Here is a 26,251-nt window from a genome sequence, read left to right on the forward strand (position 1 = left end):
ATCAGTGTGATGAGCCGGGTTATCACCCCTCAGGAGATACTTCGGTTCTATTAACTTAGCCAGTTAAAGGGCCTCAGTTTTCCCATCATCACCTTCAACAGGAAGGGTGATCTTTCACTTCCCATATTCATCACCTTAACATATTGACTGCCAAACCTTATAATAATGAATGTTGAAAATAATCTCCATGGAAAGCGAGCTTTACGAATGTGATGTTCTCATAATAGGCTCAGGCGGAGCCGGCTGCAGGGCAGCAATTGAGGTTTCTGAACACAAACTGACACCAATCATAGTTTCAAAGGGTTTATCATTCAAATCAGGATGCACAGGAATGGCTGAGGGCGGATACAACGCCGCATTCGCATGTGTTGATCCAGAGGACAGTCCCGATGTCCACTTTGAGGATACAATGAGGGGCGGGGGATTCATCAACGACCCCAGACTTGTCCGTATACTTGTGGACGAGGCCCCTGACAGGCTGAGGGACCTTGAAGAATATGGCGCACTCTTTGACCGCCAGGAGTCAGGCCTCCTGGATCAGAGGCCCTTCGGAGGCCAGACCTACAGGAGAACCTGCTACCATGGGGACAGGACAGGCCATGAGATGATCACGGCCCTCAAGGAGGAGGTTATAAGGAGGGACATAGAGACCATCGATGAGGTGATGATAACCTCACTCCTTGTTGAGGATGGCAGCGTCCTTGGCGCCATGGGCGTATCCATCAGGAATTCAGAGCCTGTGGCCTTCAGGGCCTCCTCCACCATACTGGCATCCGGGGGGGCAGGCCACATATACCCTGTGACCTCCAACACCATGCAGAAGGGTGGTGATGGCTTTGCAATCGCCTGGAAGGCGGGGGCTGACCTCATAGACATGGAACAGGTCCAGTTCCACCCCACAGGCATGGTCTACCCTGAGTCACGGAGGGGGGTCCTTGTGACGGAGGCCGTGAGGGGTGAGGGCGGCATACTCCTCAACAGTGAGGGTGAACGGTTCATGGGCCGCTATGACCCCCGCGGGGAACTTGCAACAAGGGACGTGGTTGCAAGGGCCATCTACACCGAGATAATGGAGGGTCGGGGGACAGAGAACGGCGGCGTCTACCTCGATGTGAGCCACCTCCCTGATGAGGTTATAGAGGAGAAACTTGAGACCATGCTACTCCAGTTCCTGGATGTGGGTGTGGATATAAGGTCCGAGCCAATGGAGGTTGCACCCACAGCACACCACTTCATGGGGGGTGTAAGGATAGATGAGTGGGGCAGGACCAGCCTCAGGAACCTCTTCGCAGCAGGTGAGGTTTCAGGAGGCGTACATGGTGCCAACAGGCTCGGAGGAAATGCCCTAGCTGATACCCAGGTATTCGGGAGGAGGGCAGGTATATCGGCTGCAAAAAACGCCATGAATTCATCCAATAAAAATGTCAGGTCACTCATTGAGGATGAGGAACAGCGGATAAAGGGCATGGTCCGTGATGGATCCATAAGGCCGGCTGAGATAAGGGATGAACTCCATGAGGCCATGTGGAGTGATGTTGCAATTGTAAGGAGCCGGAGGTCACTTGAATCTGCAATGTCCAGGATTTCCACCCTGATGGATAAACTGGGGGACCTTGATGTCCCTGAAAGAGGAGGATTTAACAGCAACCTCCTGGAGGCCCTTGAACTTGAGAACATGCTCATAACAGCTTCACTGGTGACCCGATCAGCTCTTATACGGGAGGAGAGCAGGGGATCTCATTACAGGGAGGATTTCCCTGAAACACGCCCAGAATGGAAAAGGAGCATATTACTGAACAGGAAGGGAGAGCCGCAGTTCATAAAGAGGTGAGCAGTTAAGTTAAAACCACTCAAAGGTCACCATATATTTGAAGAGATAATCAGGTAAAGCTAAAACTGTTCAGAAGTCACTATACTCATTATCTCGGGGTTGAGGTAGTCCCTGAAGACATGGTCAGCCCCCGCCCGTCTGAGCTCTGCCTCCCCGTACCTCCCGGCTGCTATTCCAATCTTAAGGGCACCCACGTGGGCTCCAGCCATCATATCGTGGGGGGTGTCACCAAAGAGGACGATTCTTCCTGAGGCGCCCCTTTCAGTTCCCCTTTTAACCGCGATTTCTGTGAGTTCCTCCCTTATGGGGCTGTCACTCCCAAAGCCCCCAAATGAGAAGTAACCTGCAATTCCAGCCCTTTCAAGCTTCATGAAGGCTATCTCCTCAAGGTTCCCTGTGACAATTCCCATCCAGGCATTGATGGATCTGAGCGCCTCAAGAAACCCCATAACACCATCTATGAGCCTGATATCATCGTACTGGATGTTTTTCTCCACATAAACTGCCAGTTCATGGAGGAAGTCATCCATGCCCTCATTTATATCCTCTGATTCCAGGCCCAGGAGGCCGAGGACCTCCCTGGCTATTGCGGGGTCTGTTTTTCCGTGGTAATCTATGAGGTCAACGGTGGCATCAACACCGTAGACCTCCCTGAAAGCATAGCTGAATGCCTCCTCATGGACCTCTGAGCGGTGTATGAGGGTTTTGTCTATGTCGAATAGTGCAATCATCTTCCCAGATCCTACTGTTTTGAGGCAAGCTCCTCTGCAGCACACTCTGCAAGTTCCATGACGTATTCCTCATCCAGCACCTTCAGTTCACCTTCAAGTAGCAGGATCCTCCCGTCACATATCACAGCATCAACATCAGCGCCACCGGCAGAGTAGACGAGGTGTGAGGCCGGGTTCCTCCAGGGTGTGAGGTGGGGCCTGCGGGTGTTTAAGACCACGAGATCCGCCAGCCTGCCCTCCTCTATGAGGCCAGAATTAACTCCCAGGGCCTCAGCACCGTTCACTGTTGCCATCCGGAATACATCCATTGCCGGGAGTGCTGTCGGGTCATGGAGGCTGACCTTCTGGAGCAGTGAGGCGGTCTTCATCTCCTCAAACATATCCAGGTTATTGTTTGAGGCGGCCCCGTCTGTCCCGATGGAGACGTTGACGCCCCGCCCCATGAGTTCAGGTACAGGTGAGATGCCTGATGCCAGTTTCATATTGCTTGAGGGGTTGTGTGAGACCTTCACCCCCCTCTCTGAGAGGATCTCCATTTCATTTTCTTTCAGCCAGACGCAGTGGGCGGCCACGGTCCCCGGACCAAGTACACCTGTGGCATCCAGGTACTCAACAGGAGACATTCCACGGGCCTCTGAGACCTCCCTCACCTCATCTTCTGTTTCAGATACATGGATATGGATACCAACACCGTGTTCAGCTGCCAGGCGGGCAGTTTCTCTGAGGAGTTCCTCTGAACAGGTGTATGGGCTGTGGGGCCCAAGGGCAACCTTTATGCGTCCATCTGCCATTCCATGGCATTCACGGATTATCCTGAGGCTCTCCCTCATCTCAGCCCGCCTCCTATCATCATCCCCCAGGTCTATCATCCCGTGACTTAGAACGCATCTCAGTCCCGTATCATCCACTGCACAGGCCACTTCATCCATGTAGAAGTACATGTCATTGAAGGTGGTTGTACCTGACCTTATCATCTCCAAGCATCCAAGCAGGGCCCCTGCATAGCAGTATTCACCGTTGAGGTGGGCTTCGGCTGGCCAGATGTGATCGTTCAGCCACCTGTCAAGGGGGAGGTCATCCGCCATCCCCCTGAATAGTGTCATTGAGAGGTGGGTGTGGGTATTCACAAGACCCGGGATGAGGAGTTTCCCGTGGCCATCAATGACGGTGTCAGCGTCACCGGGACTCAGGCTGTCTGAAACCTCCTCTATGGTGTTACCCTCCATCAGAACGGATCCTCTGCGAAGGCCCGCCGCATCAAGGATCTGGGCGCCATGTACCAGTATGCTCTCATTCTCCATAGGATCACCTTATAACTTATAAGTTTTAACTTATAATCCAGATGAATCTAAAGCTATTATATAGGTTCCTTTAAAAGAGATATAAGTGATGTGATTCTGCAGATGAGATACTGATGTGTACGGCATTCACAGTAAATATTTGAGTCATCGAGGGATTGAATGAAGATAAGAATAGCGGTTCCCTCAAAGGGAAGGATAAGCGAACCTGCAATAAGGCTACTTGAAAATGCAGGTGTGGGGCTGAAGGATACAATTAACAGGAAGCTATTTTCAAAGACGCAGCACCCCCAGATCGATGTCATGTTCAGCAGGGCAGCCGATATACCCGAATTCGTTGCAGATGGGGCGGCTGACCTTGGTATCACAGGGTACGACCTCATAGTGGAGAGGGGGAGTGAGGTTGAAATCCTTGAGGACCTCAACTATGGGAGGGCCAGCCTGGTCCTGGCAGCACCTGAGGACTCCCCCATCGATAAACCAGAGGACATACCCGACGGTGCGGTCATAGCAACAGAGTTTCCCAGAATAACAGAGGACTACGTCAGGAAAAGGAACATAGGGGCCGAGATAGTTGAACTCACAGGTTCCACAGAGATAGCACCCTTCATAGGGGTGGCGGACCTCATAACTGACCTCAGCAGCACCGGCACCACACTCCGGATGAACCACCTCAAGGTCATTGACACACTCCTTGAGAGTTCAGTGAAACTCATAGCAAACCCTGAAAGTTACAGACGCAAGGGGCAGCTGATAGAGGAGCTCAGAACAGGTATACGGGGAGTTATAGATGCAGAGGGCCGTAGGCTCGTAATGCTGAACATAGACCGGGAAAACCTGGATCGTGTGAGGGCACTCATGCCAGGGATGACGGGACCCACGGTCTCTGAGGTGCTCTCGGATAACGGTGTTGTGGCTGTCCATGCGGTTGTGGATGAGAAGGAGGTCTTCAACCTGGTGAACAGGCTCAAGTCCGTGGGGGCAAGGGACATACTGGTTGTGCCAATTGAGAGGATAATCCCCTGAGGTGTTATCAATGAAGTTCCTCCGGTTTTCAGATGGCGGAAGGGTTCTCTGCGGCTTTACAGATGGAGAGAAGGTGTTTCAGGTTGAAAGTGATCGCTACCTCCTTGAAGACCCTGAGGTCATCTCGGAATATCATATGGGGGACGTTAGGATCCTCCCACCGGTTTCACCCTCAAAGGTTATATGTGTGGGTCTTAACTACAGGGACCACGCAGCTGAACTTGGAATGGACATACCTGATGAACCCGTTATATTCCTCAAGCCACCAACAGCGGTCATAGGCCATGGAGATGCAATAGTCTACCCTGCAATGTCCTCGGAGGTTGACCATGAGGTTGAACTTGCAGCGGTTATATCAGAAAGGGTGAGGTGCGTTGATGCAGGGGAGGCGGATGAATTCATAGCAGGTTACACGGTCCTCAATGATGTAACTGCAAGGGACCTCCAGAGGCGTGACGGCCAGTGGACCCGTGCAAAAAGCTTTGACACCTTCTGTCCAGTGGGGCCATTCATAGAAACTGATATCAGACCCAGCAACCTTGATATATCCCTTGAACTCAATGGGGTACTCAGGCAGTCATCCAGCACATCCAACATGATATTCACCGTCCAGGAACTGGTTGAGTTCATATCAGAGATCATGACACTGGAGCCCGGCGATATCATTGCAACCGGCACACCACCCGGCGTTGGAGAGATGAAACCAGGAGACACCGTAAGGGCCACCGTTGAGGGCGTGGGGACACTTGAAAACAGGGTTGAATCTTCAGATAACATCCAGTGAAAGCCAGCATCTGATAAAATAAGCGTTATAATCCCCAAGCCAGTATATTAATTTTTTCAATAAAAGGGTCAGGTATTGAATAAACAAAAAAATTAAAATGTCCCCTTTAACCTCATGTCTCAAGATATATTGCGGGTTTAAGGGGAACAGCATTTTTGGCCTTGTTTTCAGGGTCGTAGTCCGCATCACGGTGGATCACCACATCGGCCCCCACCTCTGATTTTATGTAGTCACTGGCATCAACCAGTACACTGTACTCGTCCACCTCAACAACCTCAGATTTACCTGCATCCCGGTGGATCCTCCTCACGAATTCTGAGACCTCCTTCATGTTGCTGTGGACTTTGGAGGCTGAAACCCGCCCCATTATGGCACCCATATCTGGTTTTCCAACCTCAGATGCTATTCTCAGGACATCCCACTTCCAGGGTGGCGATATGTAGAGGTGCACCCTCTCAGGCCGGGCGTCCAGTATCTTCATGATCTCCTGAATATCCCTGACGGTGTTCTGGACCATCTCCTCTGCAACCTGGACCTCCCTGCTTATGGCGTCCTCCCTGAACCTGGGCCAGGGAGCCTCCGATACGAAACCCTCACCACCGTATCTCTCCCACATCTCCTCGGCTGTGTAGGGAGTGAATGGTGCCATGAGCCTTATCCAGGCGCTCAGAACATGTGCAAGCACCATTTTAACCTCCATGTCGGCACGGCCATCAACACGGGCCATGTAGTGGTCCACATCCTTTTTGAGGAGATATAGTGCCTCCTGCACTGCCTTACGGGTCTGGAATGACTCAAGGGCATCTGTGGCCTCGCGTATCCTGTGGTTAAGCTGGCAGATCATCCACTTACCAGCGAAACTTTCAGGCTCAAATTCAGGAAGCTCAGACAGGGCCAGTTTGCCATCCCAGATCTCAGAGACCCTTTCACCGAATTCCCTGAACCACTCGATGCGCCTCCTGGTTCCTATAACCTCCTTCTCCCTCCAGTCAAAGTCCTGCCAGGGCTCTGCAGATGACATGAGGAACAGGCGCACAACATCTGCTCCGTGCCTCTCTATTGCATCCCGCAGCAGTATCACGTTACCCTTGGATGAGGACATCTTGTTACCCTCAAGGAGGCCCATTCCAAATACAACAACACCACGGGGCCAGCGGGATTCAGGGAATATGGCGGAGTGATGGAATATATGGAATGTGAGGTGGTTGCCTATGAGGTCCTTGGCAGACAGCCTCCAGTCAAGGGGGTACCAGTAGCTGAATTCCTCCCTGAGTTCATCCCCCGCTATGGATTCACCAAGGAAGACATTGTCAAAGAACTCATCATCCAGTTTCTCAGGGTCCATCTCCCTCAGTTTATGGGCGATGGTGTAGTAGGCCATGTAGATGGTTGAATCGGTGAGGGGCTCTATTATCCACCTCTCATCCCAGGGGAGCCTTGTACCGAGACCGATCCTCCTGGAGCATGCCCAGTCATTCAGCCAGTCAATGTAGTACTGGAAGTTGGCCCTCACCTCCTCGGGTATTATCTTCATGCTGGAAAGGCACCTGTGGGCCAGTTCCTTCCACTCCTCATCGGAGTACTTCATGAACCACTGGTCCTCCATGAGCCTCACAACGCACCTTCCACCGCAGCGGCATATCACAGGGCGCTCTGCAAACTCGTACATCTCATCGGCCAGGCCCTCAGACTTCAGTTCATCTGCTATGACCTCACGGGCCTCTGAAACCTTCATCCCACCGTAAACAGGGATGTGGCTGCTCATCACACCCTTGGCATGTTCAATCTTGTAGAGTTCCCCTGTGGCGTCCTCCAGGCGTTCATCCTCCTGACTCTCAACCCCGAATTTCTGGATTGCCTCTGTGGCAGGGAACATTCCGTAACCCTCAACGGTGATAACATTGATGGGTTCGAGGCCCTTAATCACATCACCGAGACCATACCTCTCCAGCAGTTCAGAGTTCTTCCTGAGGTCCTCAAGGGCTATGAAGTCTGCAGGGGCATGGGCAGGTACAGAGAATACCACTCCAGTGGCGTATTCAGGGTCAACGAATGAGGCTGGAAGTATGGGGTGCATTTTGCCTGTTACGGGGTTTTCAACTTCCCTTCCAATGAGTTCCTCAGGGTCCACTTCACCCTCAACCTCAAGGTCAAGCTTCTGATGGGAGAGGTTATCAAGGGATGCACGGCTTACTATCCACTCTTCACCGCCTGTCCGCACCCTCACATACTCCTCCTCCGGGTTCAACCAGAGGTTGGTTGCACCGTAGATTGTTTCGGGCCTGAAGGTGGCCGCAACAAGGTATGAATCATCCATTCTGAACTTGAGGAGTGTGAGCTGGTTTATGGCCACACCCTCCCCCTCAAGGAGGTCATGGTCACCCACAGGGTTTTCACAGTCAGGGCAGTACTTCACTGGATGGGCACCCTTCCTCACAAGGCCCATGTCACGGAGCTTTCCTATCTGCCACTGTATGAACCTGCTGTAGGTGGGGTCCGTGGTCTTGAATTCACGCCTCCAGTCTATGGAGTAACCCATATCCTCCATCACAGAACGGTACTCCCTGCTGAAGTATTCAACGATGTATTCAGGGTCACTGAAGAGTTCAAGTTCCTCCTCGGGTACCTTGTGGACCTCCCTGTAAATCTTGAGGGTCCAGGGGTCCTGTCTCTGTATCCTCCTGGCTATCCCTATTACCGGGGCCCCTGTGACGTGCCAGGCCATTGGAAATAGGACGTTGTATCCCTGCATCCTCTTGAAACGTGCATAGACATCCGGGACCGTGTAGGTCCTTCCGTGTCCTATGTGCATGGCACCGCTGGGGTATGGATAGGCAACTGTCAGGAAGATCTTCTCTCTGTCATCGGGGTCAGCATGAAATATTCCTGCATCTCTCCACTTATCGCGCCATTTACTCTCAATATCCACTGAATCACCGCCATCATGGCTTTTTGACTTCATTATTTAACCATTCAAGGTAATCACGGGATCCCCCTGCTGTTATGGGAATTGAAATTATGCATGGATTATCATAACTATGTAGTTCCCTAACTCTTTTAATTATTTGCTGGGTTAGTTCACTGGTTGTTTTAACAATAAGGACCGACTCCTCATCCTCCTCAAGGGAGCCCTCCCAGTGGTAGAATGATTTTATGGAGGGTATGATGTTCACACATGCTGCGAGCATCTCCTCAACAAGTCTACGCCCGATCCTTGCCGATTCCTCCTGGCCGGAGGTCGTTATGTATATCAGCGTGAACATCAGATCACCCAGGGATCGGCTATTTCAGGGGGCCTGAGCTTGTGCCCTGCCGCATTTATCATACCCTGTATCCTCTTAACCTCTTCAACAGGCACTCCAAGTTCAGATGCGACCTCAGGAACCCCCATTTTTTTATCAACCAGCAGAAAGAGGATCTCATCCAGGACATCGTAACTTATCCCCAGTTCCTCCTCATCGGTCTGGCCGGGCCAGAGGCCGGCTGAAGGAGCCTTGGATATTATCTCGGATGGAACACCAAGCTCCTCTGCAAGCATACGGACCTGTTTCTTGTAGAGGCCCCCAATTGGAAGTATGTCGACTCCCCCATCACCGTATTTTGTGAAGTAACCCACAAGGAGCTCTGTACGGTTACCGGTACCTGCCACAAGCCGGTTCATGGAGTTTGCATGGTAGTAGAGGACCATCATCCTTGCCCTTGGCTTGAGGTTTGCCAGAGCGATTTTGCTGGCCCGGTGACCGCATATACCACTGAATGACTCCAGAATGGGTTCAATGTCCACGGTCTCATATTCTATACCGGTTTCCTCTGCAACCAGCTCCGCATGTTTGAGGTCCTCGGGGGGTGTTGTGGCAGACGGCATGATTATGCCAAGGACCCTATCCGGGCCAAGGGCATCTGCTGCAAGGTAGGCGACAGTTGAAGAGTCCACACCCCCACTGAGACCCAGTACAACACCATCTGTCCTGCTATCATCCACCCTGGCCTTTATGAACTCCTCTATCCTCTCCCTCACGTGGGGACCAAGCCCTGGAACATGTCTCATGGAATCACCCTTTCCAAAGTAGCAATGGTTAAAAGTAAGTAGGGTATATTTTATATAACCATATAAATCAATGTAAGGTAACATGTGAAGGTGTTCATCAGCATCACGGATTCTTACAGGAGGAGTACAATGGCATTTAAGGATCTTTTCAAGTTCAATAAGGGCAAAACAACATTCGTGTTCATAGGCGGAAAGGGAGGGGTTGGCAAAACAACCATATCAGCTGCAACAGCACTCTGGATGGCCAGATCAGGTAAGAAGACACTGGTTATCTCAACCGACCCTGCACACTCACTTTCAGATTCCCTTGAGAGGGAAATAGGTCACACACCAACCCTGATAACAGATAACCTCTACGCGGTTGAAATAGACCCTGAGGTTGCAATGGAGGAGTATCAGGCGAAGCTGAGGGAACAGGCGTCAATGAACCCTGGAATGGGACTTGACATGCTCCAGGACCAGATGGACATGGCTTCAATGTCCCCGGGTATCGATGAGGCCGCGGCCTTCGACCAGTTCCTGCGGTACATGACAACCGATGAGTACGATATTGTGATATTTGACACTGCACCCACAGGCCACACACTCCGTCTGCTCTCATTCCCTGAACTCATGGACTCATGGGTTGGGAAGATGATCAAGATAAGGAGGCAGATCGGCAGCATGGCAAAGGCCTTCAAGAATATACTCCCATTCATGGGTGACGAGGAAGAGGAGGACAGGGCCCTCCAGGACATGGAGGCCACCAAGAAGCAGATAAACGCTGCAAGGGAGGTCATGTCAGACCCTGAGAGGACCTCCTTCAAGATGGTTGTGATCCCTGAGGAGATGTCCATATACGAGTCCGAGAGGGCCATGAAGGCCCTTGAGAAGTACAGCATACATGCAGATGGTGTCATTGTCAACCAGGTGCTGCCAGAGGACAGTGACTGTGAGTTCTGCAATGCCAGGAGGAAACTGCAGCAGGAGAGGCTGAAGCAGATACGTGAGAAGTTCAGCGACCAGGTGGTTGCAGAGGTTCCACTCCTCAAGGAGGAGGCCAAGGGTATCGACACCCTTGAGAAGATCGCCAGGCAGCTCTATGGTGAACCTGAGCCAGCCTGATTGGAATATAATATGTTTGGGGCTTATAATATTAAAAAATAATTAACCTCAAACACCATTATTTTTAGATAAAACATGTCTGAAGGCTTTAAAAATCCATAAAATTTTTAATCCATGATTTATCAGATTTCCAGGTTATATTGATACATTAATTTCATTTTAAAGTTATGCCAGGTCTTATTTTTTTTAAAGAATCAAATGCCAAAATTTATAATATTCCTTCAAATTACTTAACAATATATTAACGTTAGGTGAGCACTATGAAAGTTGCAGTTTATGGCGCGGGTAATCAGAAACTTTATGTGGACCAGCTGAACTTGCCTGAAAAATACGGGGGTGAGGCACCCTACGGTGGAAGCAGGATGGCAATTGAATTTGCAGAGGCAGGTCATGATGTTGTGCTAGCAGAGCCAGCAAGGGAAATGCTGGATGATGCACACTGGAAGGTGGTTGAGGATGCAGGTGTAACCGTAACAGACAGCGATGCTGAGGCAGCCAGCGAGGCAGAGGTGGCAGTTCTCTTCACACCATTCGGTAAAAAGACCTTTGATATAGCCAAGGACATAACAAAGCACCTTCCAGAGGGTGCTGTGATAGCCAACACCTGTACTGTATCTCCGGTGGTTCTCTACTACGTCCTTGAAAGGGAACTTCGAAGGGACCGTCAGGACCTGGGTATAGCATCAATGCACCCTGCAGCTGTCCCTGGAACACCACAGCACGGCCACTACGTCATAGGTGGACACTCAAGCAGTGAACTGGACATAGCCACCGATGAACAGATTTCAAGGTGTGTTGAACTTGCAGAAAGCTGTGGTAAGACAGCATACGTTGTACCTGCAGACGTATCAAGTGCAGTTGCTGATATGGGGTCCCTTGTAACTGCCGTAACACTTTCAGGTGTCCTTGACTACTACTACGTTGGTACCCAGATAATCAAGGCACCTGTGGAGATGGTTGAGAAGCAGATCCTCATGACACTCCAGACAATAGCATCCCTTGTTGAAACATCAGGTGTTAATGGAATGCTCAAGGCCATGAACCCTGAGCTCCTTGTGAGAAGTGCAAGGTCAATGCACCTCCTTGAGGAGCAGGAGGAACTGGATGCTGCAATCAACACACTCTCTGACCTCGATGATGAGGTTATCCAGTGGATAAATAAGGGTGAGATCAGGCACACGGATCTCGTTGCAGCCCAGGCCCTTGCAAAGGAACTCAAGAACCTCATGGGTGGAAAGGCAGCAGAGGGTACCATAAGAAGGTGCATGAGGAAGATGTTCGAATAAAACCTTTATTTTTAACTATTTTAAGAGAAATTAAGAAGTGATTGCTTTTTAGATGGACTAAAATCAGTTTTAAAGGTTATTCGCATTATTAAGAAGTGATTGCTTTTTAGATGGACTAAAATCGGTTTTAAAGGTTATTCGCATTATTAAGAAGTGATTGCTTTTTAGATGGACTAAAATCGGTTTTAAAGTTACACATATTTAAGAAGTGATTGCTTTTCAAATAAAAAAATAAATAAAAATCAGGTCACGGTTATTCGCGTATCAACCGCCCTGAATGTTCTGCTTATGTACACGTAACTGTAACCCCTGATTGTCTTTGTGTGGCTGAGGGTTGCTGACAGTGTATCCGCCCTGAAGGTCTCAGATAACCTTATGGTCCTTGTGTACCTGCTTGGGTTGTAGATCTTCCTTGTTGTAACGATTCTTGCATTGTACGGGTAGTATCCGATGGTTGCAGTGTAGGAGCCTCTGGGTTTCAGTGTAAATCTGTAGGTCTTGTATGCCAGTTTCGAACCGCCTGATGAGTAAACTGTGACATAGTAGGTCACCGTTGCAGTGTAACTTCCGGTGTTTTTGAATGTGAATCTGTAGGTCCTTTTGGGGGGGTTCACGTAAACCGTTGCGGTTTTCAGGTTGTTGATGCTGAATGTGTACGTACCTGGGGATGAGATGTACCTCTGGAATCTCAGGACTGCACCCTCATGGGGCCCCACTTTCACCGTGTAGGTACCGATGAGATTGCCGTTGAGGTAGACTGGAACTGTGAAGTCACCCTCAACATCACCGGTGTTCTGGATTTCTGCTTCAACCTCGACGGTGGCTGATCCCACGGCACTGGATGGTGTCACATTGATGAACCCTATTTCAAGTGTGGCCGGTTTCAGTGCATTGACGTTTGCAGCCGGTAGCGTGTCAACGGTAACGGTATGGTTGCCCCGCTGTGTTATGGGGTATCTGAATGTTACGGTGGTCTCTCCACCGGCAGCCACGTTCACGGTCCTTGATGCAACAGGTACCCCGTCTATGTAAAGCCTTGCGGTGTAGTTACCTGGAACGTCACCAACATTGGAGATCCTTGCAGATGCCTCAATGGTCAGGGGAAGAACCCCCTCGTGTGGTGAAACCAGCAGGTTGTCCACTACGAATGTGGCAGGCCTCAGGACCCTCACAGTCACAGGTGCAAGGTCATTAACCGTGACATCATGGATTCCAGGATCACTGAGCTCCACCCTGAAGAGTACCGTGGAGGCACCGGGTCCGGTAAGCTGCACGGTCTTATTCTGAACATTCACTCCGTCTATGTAGAGCCTTGCGGTGTAGTTGCCGCTTCCAGTCTCAGCAGTGCTGATTCTTGCTGTAACGTTGAATATGAGTGGTGAAACACCTGAAGCTGGAGTTACGTTGAGGTTTGAGACTAATGGTTCATTGAGTACCCTCACGGTTATGGGTGCAAGTGCCCCTATGCTGGCAAGGTAGGTTCCTGGAGCATTAAGGGTGTGGTTGAACCTGACCTGAGATGTTCCGCCTGCAGGAACTGTCACCGTTCTTGTATCAACAGCTGCACCATTTATGTAGAGGGTTGCGGTGTACTCTCCATCAACTTCCCCTGTATTTCTGAGTTTAGCGGATGCTGCAAGGTCAAGGGGACTGAATCCTGATGTTGGGGTGACGGTTAAATCTGAGGCGGTTATATTTGCCGGTTTAAGGACCCTGACATTCCCTGTGAATCCATTGATTCCAACACTGTAGTTCCCGGGTAAGAGTGTTGTTTTCATTGATATTTCCTTTGTTTCACCAGGGTTTAGGCTGACCGTGTTCTCCTGTACGGTCTGGTTGTTGATGTGGAGCCTTGCTGTGAACCCTATGACCATATCATAGGGGTTTGTCACGTTTAGGAGTGCTGTGACATTCAGTGTACCCACGCCGGTTCCAGGGGTAACCGCGAAGCCCCCGAAAACGGGGTCAGGGTCAAGCACCCTGATTTTAACCTCTTCACCGGAGTTAACACGGAGATTGTACTCCCCGGGAACAATGATCTGGTTCTTAATTGAAACCTTAACACTTGACCTTCCAGGGACGGTAACCGTCCGGCTGTCCCATGCAACACCGTCAAGGTAGACGGTGACGGTGAAATCCCCTGGAAGGTCTCCCTGGTTCCTGACTGTGGCGTTCACAGTGACATTGAGGGGTGACTTACCCTCCAGTGGCGTTACTGTTACATTGGTGAGAGTGAAGCTGGCTGCACTGAGGGCCCTGACTGTGCCTGAAGTGGCGTTATTGAGTGCTATGGTGTAAATTCCACTTTCGGGGAGTGTTATCATGGCAGAGAACGGTACCGTGCTTCCTGCGGGAACATCAAATGTCTGTTCATGGACATCCACTCCATTGACATAGATTATGGCTGTGTAACTCCTTGTCTTTGAGTCTATGTTGGTGATATTCGCGGTGACCATGACATTCAGTGGTGCAAGACCACTTTCAGGTGTCAGCCTGAAACCGTCCACAAGGAACTTTTCACCCTCCATCACATTGACGGTGAGGGGTTCAAGGTCATTGATGGTTATTTCATGCACACCGGCGGCAAGGGTGCTGTTGAAGGATACCCTGACCCTTGATTTTGCATCAACAGTCACACTCTTGCTATCAACGAGAATCCCATCGACGTAGAGGCCAGCGGTGTATGTGTCAGGCAGATCACCGTAGTTCACAATATCAGCAGTCACGTTAACCCTGAGGGGTTCTGTGCCGGCACGCGGTAGTACTGTGAGATTTTCAGGGATTATGAGCGGGCCGCTGAATGCCCTCACAGTGAATGGCTGGAAGTTGTTCACGGTAACAGAATATGTTCTGCTGTTCCTGAGAAGGTATTCGAAGCTAAAGTCCCTTGTTGCTTTTGAGGCCACCTCTATCCACTGCCATAAGACCTCGTATCCGTTAACGTAGAGCCCGAGGCGGTACCATCCGCTGGCATCCCCGTAGTTGGTGATTTTACCGTTAACTGTAATTGATAGGGGTGCTGTTCCATTCACCGGTGTTACACTGAGGTTACTTATGAAGAAGGGTGTGAACCTTGTTAGGAAACCATCTGATAGTCCTGTGAGTTTCATTTTGATGGCATCTGATGTCACAGGGAAATTGTTTGACCAGGTCTTCCCGGCAACATAGACGTTCTGGTAGGGGTCAACAGCAACAGCATAGCCATGATCTGCTTCGATCCCACCGAGATAGGAACTGTAGAGGACGCTTCGTGGGATGCTGAATTTTGTGATGAAGGCATCCACACCGTTCAGTGACCTGTCAAATGCTCCCTCTGTGAGGGGGAAGTCAGATGAGGATGTTGTACCTGTCAGGTAGAGGTTCCCATACTTGTCTGCTGTGATTCCATATATTGCGTCATCACCGCTTCCACCGAAGTAGGTTGAGTATGTTACGTCCTCTCCATCGAATGCCACGACGAATCCATCAGAAAGGCCCTTCTTTGTCCTCTGGTATGCAGTCACCGGGGTTACGGGGAAGTCCGTGGAGTTGGTTTTACCTGCAATGTAGATAAGGCCACCGTAGGAGGTAATGGCGTGGCACATGTCCTGTCCTGAGCCTCCAAGGTAGGTTGAGTAGTCAAAGCTCATCTGTGGGGTGAATCTTGATATGAAGATATCATTCGTACCCCTCTTATACTGTGAAACCGCATCGAAGGTTACCGGAAAATCATCAGAGTAGGTGTACCCTGCAATGTAGATGTTCCCGTTGTTGTCAAGGGCAAGTCCCTGGCAGTAGTCGTCCCAGGACCCTCCAAGGTAGCTAAGGTACGTAACGGTGAGGTTCCGGTCAAGTTTGGCGATGAATGCATCATAACCACCCTTATTGATTTTCTGGTAGGCGTCATCTGTCGCCTGAAGGTCCTCTGAGATGGTGTATCCGCTCACATAGAGGGTCCCCGACCCGTCCATTGCAATCCCCTTTGCAACGTCATACTTGGATCCACCAATGTGTCTGATCATTTCGATTTTTCCAAGGGGGTCTATCCGTGCCACGAATGCATCCTTAGCCTCAACGCCTGCACTACTTATTTCGCCTGCAACATAGGCGTATCCATCTGCATCTGCGATTATCCTGTGTCCCCAGTCGTCTCCAGCTCCGCCGAAGGTCGTGTAGTATATGATCTTTCTTAATGTGTTGAATCTGGCCACGAAGACGTCCTTGGATCCATTGACGTGCGTTGAACCGGTTACATAGATATAGCCTGATTCATCAACGTAAACGTCACGGGCCTCATCAACCACATCACCACCGAGGTAGGTTGAGTAGTCCACGGTGTAATTTGATTCAGCAAAGGCTGAGCCCTGAAGGACGAGCATGAGAAGGAGCCCGCAGATCAGAGCAGAAAACTTTTTATATGGATCAATGATTATCACCTCCCGAAAACATTACAGTTTATATTCTACTTACAATGAATATAGTTTACTATTTAATTTTAAAACTGAAAAAAGAGATCTATAATGAAATATATTTATTTAGAACTGTTAGAATCTATTAAACATTGAAATATAAGTTTAAAGCGCGAATTTTTGTTAAAAGAATACTCATGTATATTATATGCTTATTATCATGATAAAAGCGAACTTATTTGATTTTTTCAAGAATTTAAGTCATCTTATCAGCTATTAAATAACTTTCTGACTGAAATCTGAATAAAATAGAGTTAGGGCGCGCTCTGACTTACTGGAGTACTCTGGTCTCAATGGATAGGTGTTTGAACTGTGGTGGGGGTACGGTTATCTGTGATCAGTAAGCGCAGAAAAGTTGCGGCCATTCTACACCAATATCAGTGTAGTGTCTGTCCATTATAGCTAATTTTAAAAGATTCGGTTGGTAGAAGGTTCAATATCAGAAGAAAGCTATTATTAGAATACAACAATGACTGACATGTAACTGAATTCAGAGACCGCCACTTCCCTGAGCTTCAGTTTAACAACCCTTTCATCGGGATAGCTGAGCCTTTCACAGACAGCAGCACACCTTTCTGGATCCACACCATTTTCAATAAGAAACCGGGCGGTCTCAGAGGGAGTCCTTGATGGGAGAATTATTGTTGGCCTCCCGTTATCAATTATATCCACTATATTCTCCTCACTGCGGCCGTGAAATGTGACTATGTCAGCTTCATCCCAGGGGATAAGGAGCCTTGCAGCGCAGAGCTGGACGGAACTCACACCGGGAATAACTTGGACTTCAACATCAAGCTTCTTTTCTGATATTATCCTCTTAATTGGTTTCAGAACACCTGAAAACCCGGGGTCACCTGTTGAGAGCACCGAAACCTTACCTGAAACTGCAAGATCGGCTGCCATTTCAAGCTTTTCATCCATATCCCCAGCACCCAGCACGACAGCTTCATTCACATCAGGAAACAGTTCAAGGGCCCTTTTACTCCCAAATACAGTCTCAGAATTCCCCACAGCGGTAGCCGCGGCAGGTGTGATGTAATCAGATGAACCGGGACCTATCCCCACTATATAGAGCACCATGACTATCCACAACCAGCGCATTCAGTTCAACTGGATCTTATTCAGGACCAACATATATAATTGTTCCATGACCATTTATTAATGTGGTAACAATGATTCAGATTGCAGTCACAGGAAAACCCAACGTTGGAAAATCATCCTTCTTCAATGCAGCCACACTCTCCGAGGCAGAGGTGGCATCATACCCATTCACCACAATCGACGCCAATCATGCAGTTGCCTATGCATCCTGCAGGTGCCCCTGCCAGGAGCTTGGAGTTCAGTGCAACCCCAAAAACTCACGATGCATTGATGGCACCAGACTGATCCCGGTGGAACTCATCGATGTGGCGGGTCTTGTCCCGGGGGCCCATGAGGGCAGGGGCCTTGGAAATAAGTTCCTGGATGATCTCAGACAGGCCAGGGCATTCCTGCATGTAATAGACGCATCAGGTTCAACAGACGAGGAGGGAAGGCCTGTTGAGCCAGGGAGCCATGACCCTCTGGAGGATGTGCAGTTCCTTGAGGAAGAAATAACCATGTGGCTCTACGGCATCCTTGAGAAGAACTGGGACCGACTTTTAAGGAAGGCAGCATCAGAGAAGCTTGATATGAATCGTATAATCCATGAACAGCTCTCAGGTACAGGGATAACTCCTGAGGATATCATTGAGGCATCAAGGAAGGTGGAGGCAGATATCTACTCATGGGGTAAGGATGAACTCCTGGAATTTCTCGATGAGCTCCTCAGGATAGCGAAGCCAATGCTGATAGTTGCAAACAAGGCCGATATTCCCGTGGCGCGGAAAAACATTGAACGCCTCATGGATTCTTACCCCCATGTGGTGCCGGCATCTGCAGAGGCTGAACTTGCCCTTAGGAGGGCAGCAGAGGCCGGACTTATTAATTACACTCCAGGTGCAGGGGAATTTGAGATCATCGATGCATCAGGTCTCACCGACAGGCAGAGGGCGGCCCTTGATTATATCCGTGAAAACGTCCTCGAGGTCTATGGAAGCACCGGTGTTCAGGAGGCAATCAACCGGGCGGTATTTGATCTCCTGGACATGATAGTTGTCTTCCCTGTTGAGGATGAACACCACTTCACGGATCAGAGGGGCAACGTTCTCCCTGATGCACTCCTGGTGCCCCGTGGTTCAGGTCCTAGGGACCTCGCCTACCTGATACACACCGAGATAGGGGATTCCTTCATGCACGCGGTGGATGCAAGGAAGGGGATGAGGGTTGCTGCGGACCATGAACTTGAGGATGGTGACATAATAAGCATAATATGCAGCAGATAGTATTACATAAAGTTAATAACATGGGTGGTTAGTTTCAAGTGTAAGTGGTGTGGTATTTACTGCCATGAATAGTATGCTGCAGGAAATCATGGTATTACTGAAAGTTATTAAATTGAGTGGTCAGTTTCAAGTGTAATTGATGGTGAGGACGATGGGGGGTATACACGAGCTTCATGAGGAAGAGGTTTTCAGGAGACTTGAGACGTCACCCTCTGGCCTTGACCCCCCGGAGGCTGAAAGACGCCTTAAGGAATATGGCCCCAACGAACTTGAGGAGGTCAGGGGTAAACCACACATACTTCTCTTTCTCTCCAACCTTTACAATGTCCTGGCCATCCTTCTATGGGTATCAGCTGCCCTGTCACTCATCACAGGCAACACCCAGCTTGCAGCTGCGATTGTACTTGTAATAATCATAAACGCGGTCTTCAGTTTCTGGCAGGAATATGAGGCCGAGAAGGCTGCAGAGGCCCTAAGGGATATTCTGCCGGTTATGGTTAAGGTTCTGAGGGGTTCAGATGAAACTGTGATCCCGGCGGCTGAGGTGGTCCCCGGTGACCTCATCCTTCTGGAGGAGGGTGACACGGTCCCTGCAGATGCAAGGCTTGTTGAATCCAGCCAGCTTAAGATTGACGCATCCACCCTCACAGGCGAATCAAAGCCTGTCAGAAAGGTATCCCATCCAGTTGAAAAATTCGATAATTACATAGACATCGATAACATCGTATTTGCAGGTACACAGGTGGTATCAGGGACAGGAAGGGCCATAGTATTTGCAACAGGAGGGGATACAGAATTCAGCAGGATAGCATCCCTGACACAGGAGGTAAGGGAGGAGCCAAGTCCACTCCAGAGGCAGATATCCCGGGCTGCCAGTATCATAAGCATTCTCGCAGTTTCAATGGGCATCGTTCTTTTTGCAGTCAACCTCTACATTGTTAAACTCCCCCTCGAGACTGCGCTGATCTTTGCAATAGGGCTCATGGTTGCAAATGTACCTGAAGGTCTTCTACCAAGCGTAACCCTGGCGCTTGCAGCATCAGCAAGGAAGATGGCTAGGGAGAACGCCCTTGTGAAGAGACTCTCCAGTGTAGAGACCCTGGGATCCACAACAATAATCTGCACAGATAAGACAGGGACCCTGACAAGGGGTGAGATGACAGTAAGGAAGATCTGGATACCCTACAGGGTCGTTGAGGTCACAGGTTCAGGCTACACTCCAGAGGGGGAATTTCTCTGCAATGGAAAACCCGTAACCCACCGGGAGGTAAGGGAGATAAGGCTCCTCATGAGGGCGGCGTCATTCTGCAACGATGCAAAACTTGTTAGAGACGAAAAGGGCTGGCACGTGATTGGGGACACAACAGAGGGCGCACTCCTCGTGGCCGCAGAGAAGATAGGCTTTGACCTTGAGGGTGAACTTGAAAGGATGCCCAGGGTAATGGAGCTCCCCTTTGATTCAAAGCGAAAGTCGATGACCTCCATCCATCAAAAATCAGGTAAAAGGGTGGCCTACGTCAAGGGGGCCCCGAAAAAGATAATAGATTTATCAGAGAGGATATCAGTGGATGGGAGACCCAGACCACTGGACGATGATGAAAAAAGGAAGATCATAGAGATACATGACAGAATGGCCTCTGAGGGTCTCAGGGTACTTGCATTCGCTTACAGGGAACTCCCGGAGGATCTTGAGGATTACACGCCAGAGAATGTTGAAAGGGAACTGACACTGGTTGGAATGGCTGCAATGCATGACCCGCCCAGGGAGGGTGTGAAGGAGGCTGTGAGGCAGTGCAGAACTGCAGGTATAAGGATAATAATGATAACCGGGGATTATGGGTTAACAGCAGCAGCCATAGCAAGGGAGCTTGGAATCATAGAGGGCGACAGTTACAGGGTGATAAAGGGAAGGGAACTTGATGAAATGGAAGACCCTGAACTTTTAAGGATACTTTCTGAGGAGGAGAACATAATATTTGCCCGGGCAGTCCCTGAACACAAGATGAGGATAGCATCGGTCCTTGAGGGCGCCGAGGAGATAGTTGCAATGACAGGGGATGGGGTAAACGACGCCCCTGCCCTCAGAAAGGCGGATATTGGCGTTGCAATGGGTAGCGGCACCGACGTTGCAAAGGAGGCCGCTGACATAGTACTCGCCGATGACAACTTTGCAAGCATTGTAACTGCGGTGAGGGAGGGCAGAACGGTATATGAGAACATAAGGAAATTCATAACCTACATATTTTCACATGAAACCGCGGAGATAGTCCCGTTTGTCCTTATGGTGCTCTTTGGAATACCCCTACCCATAACAATAATGCAGATACTTGCAATAGACCTCGGTACCGATACACTACCTGCCCTTGCCCTGGGAAGATCCCCACCTGAATCTGATGTGATGCAGAGGCCACCAAGACCGGTTAGGGAGAGACTACTTAACCTTGAGGTCCTCCTCAGGGGGTACCTGTTCACTGGATCCATCGAGGCATTCCTTGTGATGATGGCATACTTCCTTGTGCTCTCAGGAGGGGGATGGGTGCCAGGCCAGAGCCTCCCAGCAGATGACCCCCTCTACATGAGGGCCACAACTGTGGTCTTTGCGGGTATAGTGATGGCCCAGATGGGCAATCTCCTCTCATCACAGACCACCCGCTCCTCAGCACTGAAGGTGGGGCTTCTGAGGAACAGGTGGATACCCGCTGGCATGATATTTGCGGTCATTGTGATGCTGATGGTCATATACCTGCCCCCACTGCAGCCGGTTTTCGGGACACAGCCACTGAAACCGGTTGAATGGCTGATGATAATCCTCTTTGCGCCACTGGTTTTTCTTACAGATGAGGCAAGGAAGTTAATTCAGAGGAGGTTTGGTTGATCAGACATTTTCTCAGAGATGAGACTGGGAACTTAATCATAATCTGGCCTATCCGGACTCTTTCAGAAATTTTTTAATAATGCAAATTAGAAACGTATTGCAGAGGAGGTGCCTGAATGAGATGGATTGCACTTATGCTTTTGATGGTATTTCTTGCCGGCGCCCTTGAAGCATGCGCTGCACACGACTCAGATTCCATGAAACCCACAATCAAGAGGGGTGGATTCAGCGGATTTAAGGGTTCATCAAAGAAACTCAAAACCGATCTTGACGATGATGACGATGATGGGGGCTCCGGTGGCTGGTGGCTGCTTGCAGCTATTGTGATTGTTCTGATTGTTGTGGTGGTTCTGGCATACATATTCTTCACAAGGCGTGGAACCCCATAAGGGGCAGGGTAATGTAAATGGTGCTCATAGTTGAGATAATAAGGAAACACCTCCCACGGGTTATGAGGGTCCCGGCTGCGCGGATATTCCTTCTTGCAGCAGCTGTCATCGCCTACGGAACCCTAGGTTTCCACTTCATTGAGGGCGAATCATGGACGGTCTCATTCTACTGGACCTTTGTAACCATAGGGACCGTGGGTTATGGGGACTACAGCCCATCAACACCACTGGGGATGTACTTCACCGTGACCCTCATAGTCCTGGGTATAGGGACATTTGCCATTGCAGTTGAGACACTCCTTGAATTCCTGATAAAGAGACAGCAGATGAGGCTTATGGGGCTGATAGACGTGGTTAAATCAAAACATGTGGTTATATGCGGTGGAGTGAGAGCACACTCGAGTGCCTGAGGGAACTCGGCGGAAGCGAGGTCTTTGTGCTCGCTGAGGATGAGGGTGTCAGGAAGACGGTCATCAAGAATGGTGCCAACTTTGTGCATGGGGACCCAACAAGGATATCCGACCTTGAAAAGGCCAATGTGAAGGGTGCACGGGCGGTTATAGTGGACATGGGGTCTGATTCAGAGACCATACACTGCATACTGGGGATAAGGAAAATCGACTCCACTGTTAGGATAATAGCCGAGGCCGAACGCTATGAGAACATCGAGCAGATACGGATGGCCGGTGCCGACCAGGTAATCTCTCCATTTGTTATATCGGGCAGGCTCATGTCAAAGAGCATCGACGATGGCTATGAGGCAATGTTTGTACAGGATGTACTTGCAGAGGGATCCACAAGGAGGATGGTTGAGGTCCCGGTGCCCCCTGAAAGCCCCATTGAGGGCATTTCGGTCCTTGAAGCGGACATCCATGAGAGGACAGGTGTGATAGTAATTGGTGTGGGACGGGGCGATGAACTCATAATAGACCCGCCCAGGGATTACGTATTCCAGAAGGGCGATATAATCCTGGGGATAGGGAAAACCCATGAGATAGATCGCCTGATGGAATACATCGGGTCATAATCACTGGAATTATGGCCATATAACAGGGATCCGCCTCAGGGGCTCAACACGCACAGAATCGTCAAGAACTGTGCGGAAGGAATATGCTATCACATTCACACTTTTAACATGGGCTTCTTTCAGTGCATATGAAAATTCAGGGTCCATTTCAATATTTGGTGAGAAATAACGTGCATTTTCACCAAAAACCAGAAAAAGGACGCTGCTTTTATAGCCCATGGGGAGCGCAGATGCAAGCTCCTCAACATGCCTCCTTCCCCTCACTGTGGGGGCATCAGGGAAGAGTGCCATCTCACCATTTACAAGGGTACACCCCTTAACCTCAACAAGCATTTCTTCAGTTTCTGATGCGAGAAGGAAGTCAATTCTGCTTTTTCCGAATTTGTACTCCCTTTTTTTCACCCTGAAACCACGGAATTCGTCAACAAGGCCTGATTGTATAAGGCTGGCTGCGATGTCACTGTGGAAACCGGAATTCACAAGGACCCACTCATCCCCCCTTCTGAGTGCTATGACATCAAATTCGGTTTTCCTTTCTTTTCCAGTGGCTTTTCTAACGATAACATCATTTCCAGGTATAAGAAGTTCCCTGAGTCTACCTGGATCCTTAAGGTGGGCCAGCCTTCTCTCACCACCCACATCAACAATCATGGTGAACCTGTTGGGTCTTTCAAGGTATCTTCCCATAATGGGATTATCTATGATCATGGTAACCATCCTTATATACTAATTTGACTTAAATGAATATCAATCAGTCCATGGATATGAACTGTGGGGTGTGAGAACCCGGTGTGTTGATGGATATCAATCAGTCCATGGATATGAACTGTGGGGTGTGAGAACCCGGTGTGTTGATGGATATCAATCAGTCCATGGATATGAACTGTGGGGTGTGAGAACCCGGTGTGTTGATGGATATCAATCAGTCCATATGAACTATGAGGTGAGAGAATTTGCATCCAAGACCCAGCCCAATAGCAGCATCACTCTACACACTCAGAGACCTCGATGCTGACGTTATAATCCTCCACGGCCCACATGGGTGCTGCTTCAGAACAGGAAGGCTCCTTGAAACCGACGGGGTCAGGGTGCTGACCACTGCAATGTCAGAACAGGACTTCATATTCGGGGCCTCTGATAAACTGGCAGAGACACTCAGAAAGGCCCATGAGATGTTTTCACCTGAACTTGTGGGTGTTGTTGGAACCTGCGCCAGTATGATAATAGGCGAGGACCTCCGGGAGGCGGTCCAGAGGGCCGATATACCTGCAAGGGTCCTGACGGTTGAATCCCATGGGGGATTCGGTGAGGGTGACAACACCGAGGGGGCCATAATAGTCCTTGAGGCGGCTGCAGAGCAGGGAATAATCCCCCATGAGGAGGCCGAAAGGCAGATAGAGATGCTCAAACTTGCAACCGAGATTGAGAAGACAAGGGGAATGGCACAGGGCGAGTACATACGCCCATCCTATGGTGATGATAAGGATGAGGTGGCATTAAGGGTTATTGAGGCCATAAAAGACGGTGAAAGAGTTGCATTTGTGCTTAACGCCAAGAAGGAGACATCATACCTCTTCGCAGATCCCCTGACACTTCCATTTCACTCAGTAAACCCTGATAACCCTCCTCTTATAATTGCGAATCTTGACAGGAACACTGGTCTTCCAAGGATACGCAGACATGCAGCTAATATACTTGAAGGAATAGAGGATGCAGGCAATCATGTTGATTACATAACAGGGGGCCTCGACGAATACCCGGTAACAGGTGAAAGGGCAGCGGAGATACTGAGGGATGAGAAGATAGAATTCGCAGTAGTATCAGGTGTTCCCCATGCCCTGCCGGTTGAGGAACTGGAACTGGAATCAGTCGCCGTTACAGACGGGCCGAGGCTCGTGGAACCACTAAGAAAGCTAGGATACACCCATGTGGTGGCTGAACTGGATGCACATGCAAGGACCCTGGGACAGAGCACCACCGTCACATCAGACTTTGGAGATGCCCTGAGGCGAAACATTGAGAAGGTGATTTAATTGGCTGAAACCGTTGGAATGATACTCTGCGGAGGATTTGGAAAGAGACTAAGACCCCTAACCGAGAAGATACCCAAACCACTCATAGAAATAAAAGAGGGCTACACAATCCTGGATAAACAGCTCTTTGACCTTAAAAATGCAGGTATAAAGAAGACGTACCTCCTCACAGGGTTCCTTGGAGATAAGATAGAGGAGAGGTATGGTGATGAGTACAAGGGCCTTAAACTGGAATATGTGAGGGAGGAGAAACCCCTGGGAACACTCAACGCAATAAGGCTGGGTATGGAGGCCATCGATGGAGATAGACAGTGCATAATACGTAACGGGGATGTGGTGGCGGACCTGAACATAAGGAAGATGATACACCTTGGGGAGATGTCCGATTACCCCCTCACCATCTTCATAACCAAGATGCAGTCACCCTACGGTATAGTGGAACTCAGTGGGGACAAGATAATCAGCTTCAGGGAAAAACCCCTCCTTGACTATTACATAAATGCAGGCGTGTACTTCTCCAAGGGGCAGCTGGACTTCGGGGACTTCGAGTCAGGTGATATTGAGAAAACACTCTTCCCGCTCATGGCAAGTGAAAACAAACTCGGCTACTACCGGGAGGACGGCCTCTTCTGGATGGCAATAGACACATCCAAGGAGCTGGAGGAGATACGCAAGGAGTACCGCAACAGGGAGGACAAGCCCTGGGGCTATGAGAAGGTACTCATAAACACGGAGAAGTACCTCACAAAGGAGTTATTCATAAGGGAGGGCTACAGGACATCCTTCCACTACCATGAGAAGAAGGATGAGACCATGTACATAATATCTGGCTCAGGGTACATCGAATTCCAGGACAGGAAGGAGTACTTCAGCAAGAACGACACCATCAGAATTGAGCCCGGTGAGAGGCACTCCATTGTGGCAATGGAGAACACGGTACTCCATGAGGTATCAACGCCGCACCTTGATGACACCGTCAGGGTGAAGGATTACTATACCAGGTGATCC

Annotated in this window: 20 protein-coding genes; 12 read left to right on the forward strand and 8 right to left on the reverse strand. The window is 49.7% G+C overall.

Annotation, left to right across the window (positions count from 1 at the left end):
- Window positions 1–187: 187 nt before the first annotated feature.
- Window positions 188–1,831, forward strand: coding sequence for a fumarate reductase (CoM/CoB) subunit TfrA (tfrA, locus tag OXN82_RS08420; RefSeq protein ID WP_321211384.1), 1,644 nt, complete (start codon window positions 188–190; stop codon window positions 1,829–1,831).
- A gap of 59 nt (window positions 1,832–1,890) precedes the next feature.
- Here tfrA and OXN82_RS08425 read toward each other — a convergent pair whose 3' ends face one another.
- On the reverse strand, window positions 1,891–2,562 hold the full coding sequence (locus OXN82_RS08425) for an HAD family hydrolase (RefSeq protein ID WP_321211385.1): 672 nt from the start codon (window positions 2,560–2,562) through the stop codon (window positions 1,891–1,893).
- Window positions 2,563–2,573: 11 nt separating this feature from the next.
- Window positions 2,574–3,863: an amidohydrolase family protein gene (locus OXN82_RS08430; RefSeq protein WP_321211386.1), complete on the reverse strand. Its 1,290-nt coding sequence runs from the start codon at window positions 3,861–3,863 to the stop codon at window positions 2,574–2,576.
- A gap of 159 nt (window positions 3,864–4,022) precedes the next feature.
- Between OXN82_RS08430 and hisG the strand changes: the two genes are divergently transcribed.
- Together hisG and OXN82_RS08440 are read left to right on the forward strand one after the other, a co-directional pair.
- Complete coding sequence (gene hisG / locus OXN82_RS08435; RefSeq protein WP_013294930.1) at window positions 4,023–4,886, forward strand: ATP phosphoribosyltransferase; 864 nt, start codon at window positions 4,023–4,025, stop codon at window positions 4,884–4,886.
- Window positions 4,887–4,896: 10 nt separating this feature from the next.
- Window positions 4,897–5,670: a fumarylacetoacetate hydrolase family protein gene (locus OXN82_RS08440; protein WP_321211387.1), complete on the forward strand. Its 774-nt coding sequence runs from the start codon at window positions 4,897–4,899 to the stop codon at window positions 5,668–5,670.
- 112 nt (window positions 5,671–5,782) lie between these two features.
- On the opposite strand, the gene leuS is transcribed toward OXN82_RS08440, so the two are convergent.
- Genes leuS through OXN82_RS08455 form a run of 3 tightly spaced genes read right to left on the reverse strand, consistent with a single transcriptional unit; the run spans window position 5,783 to window position 9,718 of the window.
- On the reverse strand, window positions 5,783–8,632 hold the full coding sequence (leuS, locus tag OXN82_RS08445) for a leucine--tRNA ligase (RefSeq protein WP_321211388.1): 2,850 nt from the start codon (window positions 8,630–8,632) through the stop codon (window positions 5,783–5,785).
- Window positions 8,613–8,933 carry a divalent-cation tolerance protein CutA gene (gene cutA, locus OXN82_RS08450; RefSeq protein WP_013294933.1) on the reverse strand — a complete coding sequence of 107 codons (321 nt, stop codon included), beginning with the start codon at window positions 8,931–8,933 and terminating at the stop codon, window positions 8,613–8,615. Before cutA ends, leuS begins: the two co-directional genes overlap by 20 nt.
- The gene (locus OXN82_RS08455; RefSeq protein WP_321211389.1) at window positions 8,933–9,718 is read right to left on the reverse strand and encodes an NAD+ synthase; all 786 of its coding nucleotides are present in this window, start codon (window positions 9,716–9,718) and stop codon (window positions 8,933–8,935) included. Before OXN82_RS08455 ends, cutA begins: the two co-directional genes overlap by 1 nt.
- A 129-nt stretch (window positions 9,719–9,847) precedes the next feature.
- Between OXN82_RS08455 and OXN82_RS08460 the strand changes: the two genes are divergently transcribed.
- Together OXN82_RS08460 and OXN82_RS08465 are read left to right on the forward strand one after the other, a co-directional pair.
- Window positions 9,848–10,822, forward strand: coding sequence for a TRC40/GET3/ArsA family transport-energizing ATPase (locus OXN82_RS08460; RefSeq protein ID WP_013294935.1), 975 nt, complete (start codon window positions 9,848–9,850; stop codon window positions 10,820–10,822).
- A gap of 260 nt (window positions 10,823–11,082) precedes the next feature.
- Entirely contained in the window at window positions 11,083–12,108 is a 1,026-nt protein-coding gene (locus OXN82_RS08465; protein ID WP_321211390.1) for a H(2)-dependent methylenetetrahydromethanopterin dehydrogenase-related protein, read from the forward strand.
- Between the two features lie 242 nt (window positions 12,109–12,350).
- Here OXN82_RS08465 and OXN82_RS08470 read toward each other — a convergent pair whose 3' ends face one another.
- Together OXN82_RS08470 and OXN82_RS08475 are read right to left on the reverse strand one after the other, a co-directional pair.
- Complete coding sequence (locus OXN82_RS08470; RefSeq protein WP_321211391.1) at window positions 12,351–16,466, reverse strand: SBBP repeat-containing protein; 4,116 nt, start codon at window positions 16,464–16,466, stop codon at window positions 12,351–12,353.
- A 546-nt stretch (window positions 16,467–17,012) separates the two neighbouring features.
- Window positions 17,013–17,636, reverse strand: coding sequence for a cobalt-precorrin-7 (C(5))-methyltransferase (locus OXN82_RS08475; protein ID WP_013294938.1), 624 nt, complete (start codon window positions 17,634–17,636; stop codon window positions 17,013–17,015).
- Between the two features lie 92 nt (window positions 17,637–17,728).
- On the opposite strand from OXN82_RS08475, the gene OXN82_RS08480 reads away from it, so the two are divergent.
- The 5 genes from OXN82_RS08480 to OXN82_RS08500 all read left to right on the forward strand — a co-directional run bounded on the left by OXN82_RS08480 (window position 17,729) and on the right by OXN82_RS08500 (window position 23,210).
- Window positions 17,729–18,919, forward strand: a complete 1,191-nt coding sequence (locus OXN82_RS08480) for a redox-regulated ATPase YchF (RefSeq protein ID WP_013294939.1) — start codon at window positions 17,729–17,731, stop codon at window positions 18,917–18,919.
- Window positions 18,920–19,058: 139 nt separating this feature from the next.
- Window positions 19,059–21,794, forward strand: a complete 2,736-nt coding sequence (locus tag OXN82_RS08485; protein ID WP_321212181.1) for a cation-transporting P-type ATPase — start codon at window positions 19,059–19,061, stop codon at window positions 21,792–21,794.
- Window positions 21,795–21,910: 116 nt separating this feature from the next.
- The gene (locus tag OXN82_RS08490) at window positions 21,911–22,183 is read left to right on the forward strand and encodes a hypothetical protein (RefSeq protein ID WP_321211392.1); all 273 of its coding nucleotides are present in this window, start codon (window positions 21,911–21,913) and stop codon (window positions 22,181–22,183) included.
- A gap of 17 nt (window positions 22,184–22,200) precedes the next feature.
- The gene (locus OXN82_RS08495; RefSeq protein ID WP_321211393.1) at window positions 22,201–22,593 is read left to right on the forward strand and encodes a potassium channel family protein; all 393 of its coding nucleotides are present in this window, start codon (window positions 22,201–22,203) and stop codon (window positions 22,591–22,593) included.
- Window positions 22,560–23,210: a potassium channel family protein gene (locus OXN82_RS08500; RefSeq protein WP_321211394.1), complete on the forward strand. Its 651-nt coding sequence runs from the start codon at window positions 22,560–22,562 to the stop codon at window positions 23,208–23,210. The genes OXN82_RS08495 and OXN82_RS08500 overlap by 34 nt, the downstream gene beginning before the upstream one ends.
- A 9-nt stretch (window positions 23,211–23,219) precedes the next feature.
- Here OXN82_RS08500 and sfsA read toward each other — a convergent pair whose 3' ends face one another.
- On the reverse strand, window positions 23,220–23,918 hold the full coding sequence (gene sfsA, locus OXN82_RS08505) for a DNA/RNA nuclease SfsA (protein ID WP_321211395.1): 699 nt from the start codon (window positions 23,916–23,918) through the stop codon (window positions 23,220–23,222).
- A 245-nt stretch (window positions 23,919–24,163) separates the two neighbouring features.
- On the opposite strand from sfsA, the gene cfbD reads away from it, so the two are divergent.
- Both cfbD and OXN82_RS08515 read left to right on the forward strand, forming a co-directional pair.
- Window positions 24,164–25,243, forward strand: coding sequence for a Ni-sirohydrochlorin a,c-diamide reductive cyclase catalytic subunit (cfbD, locus tag OXN82_RS08510; protein WP_321211396.1), 1,080 nt, complete (start codon window positions 24,164–24,166; stop codon window positions 25,241–25,243).
- Window positions 25,244–26,248, forward strand: a complete 1,005-nt coding sequence (locus OXN82_RS08515; protein WP_321211397.1) for a sugar phosphate nucleotidyltransferase — start codon at window positions 25,244–25,246, stop codon at window positions 26,246–26,248.
- The last annotated feature ends 3 nt before the right edge of the window (window positions 26,249–26,251 follow it).

Origin of the sequence: Methanothermobacter sp. DP, from assembly GCF_026692625.1 — an archaeon.
Taxonomy (GTDB): domain Archaea; phylum Methanobacteriota; class Methanobacteria; order Methanobacteriales; family Methanothermobacteraceae; genus Methanothermobacter; species Methanothermobacter marburgensis.

What these genes read in the sequence shown, in the direction of transcription:
- tfrA (WP_321211384.1), top strand. Translation starts at nt 188, where the DNA reads ATGGAAAGCGAGCTTTACGAATGTGATGTTCTCATAATAGGCTCAGGC.
- OXN82_RS08425 (WP_321211385.1), bottom strand. Translation starts at nt 2,562, where the DNA reads ATGATTGCACTATTCGACATAGACAAAACCCTCATACACCGCTCAGAG.
- OXN82_RS08430 (WP_321211386.1), bottom strand. Translation starts at nt 3,863, where the DNA reads ATGGAGAATGAGAGCATACTGGTACATGGCGCCCAGATCCTTGATGCG.
- hisG (WP_013294930.1), top strand. Translation starts at nt 4,023, where the DNA reads ATGAAGATAAGAATAGCGGTTCCCTCAAAGGGAAGGATAAGCGAACCT.
- OXN82_RS08440 (WP_321211387.1), top strand. Translation starts at nt 4,897, where the DNA reads ATGAAGTTCCTCCGGTTTTCAGATGGCGGAAGGGTTCTCTGCGGCTTT.
- leuS (WP_321211388.1), bottom strand. Translation starts at nt 8,632, where the DNA reads ATGAAGTCAAAAAGCCATGATGGCGGTGATTCAGTGGATATTGAGAGT.
- cutA (WP_013294933.1), bottom strand. Translation starts at nt 8,933, where the DNA reads ATGTTCACGCTGATATACATAACGACCTCCGGCCAGGAGGAATCGGCA.
- OXN82_RS08455 (WP_321211389.1), bottom strand. Translation starts at nt 9,718, where the DNA reads ATGAGACATGTTCCAGGGCTTGGTCCCCACGTGAGGGAGAGGATAGAG.
- OXN82_RS08460 (WP_013294935.1), top strand. Translation starts at nt 9,848, where the DNA reads ATGGCATTTAAGGATCTTTTCAAGTTCAATAAGGGCAAAACAACATTC.
- OXN82_RS08465 (WP_321211390.1), top strand. Translation starts at nt 11,083, where the DNA reads ATGAAAGTTGCAGTTTATGGCGCGGGTAATCAGAAACTTTATGTGGAC.
- OXN82_RS08470 (WP_321211391.1), bottom strand. Translation starts at nt 16,466, where the DNA reads ATGCTCGTCCTTCAGGGCTCAGCCTTTGCTGAATCAAATTACACCGTG.
- OXN82_RS08475 (WP_013294938.1), bottom strand. Translation starts at nt 17,636, where the DNA reads ATGGTGCTCTATATAGTGGGGATAGGTCCCGGTTCATCTGATTACATC.
- OXN82_RS08480 (WP_013294939.1), top strand. Translation starts at nt 17,729, where the DNA reads ATGATTCAGATTGCAGTCACAGGAAAACCCAACGTTGGAAAATCATCC.
- OXN82_RS08485 (WP_321212181.1), top strand. Translation starts at nt 19,059, where the DNA reads ATGGTGAGGACGATGGGGGGTATACACGAGCTTCATGAGGAAGAGGTT.
- OXN82_RS08490 (WP_321211392.1), top strand. Translation starts at nt 21,911, where the DNA reads ATGAGATGGATTGCACTTATGCTTTTGATGGTATTTCTTGCCGGCGCC.
- OXN82_RS08495 (WP_321211393.1), top strand. Translation starts at nt 22,201, where the DNA reads ATGGTGCTCATAGTTGAGATAATAAGGAAACACCTCCCACGGGTTATG.
- OXN82_RS08500 (WP_321211394.1), top strand. Translation starts at nt 22,560, where the DNA reads ATGCGGTGGAGTGAGAGCACACTCGAGTGCCTGAGGGAACTCGGCGGA.
- sfsA (WP_321211395.1), bottom strand. Translation starts at nt 23,918, where the DNA reads ATGATCATAGATAATCCCATTATGGGAAGATACCTTGAAAGACCCAAC.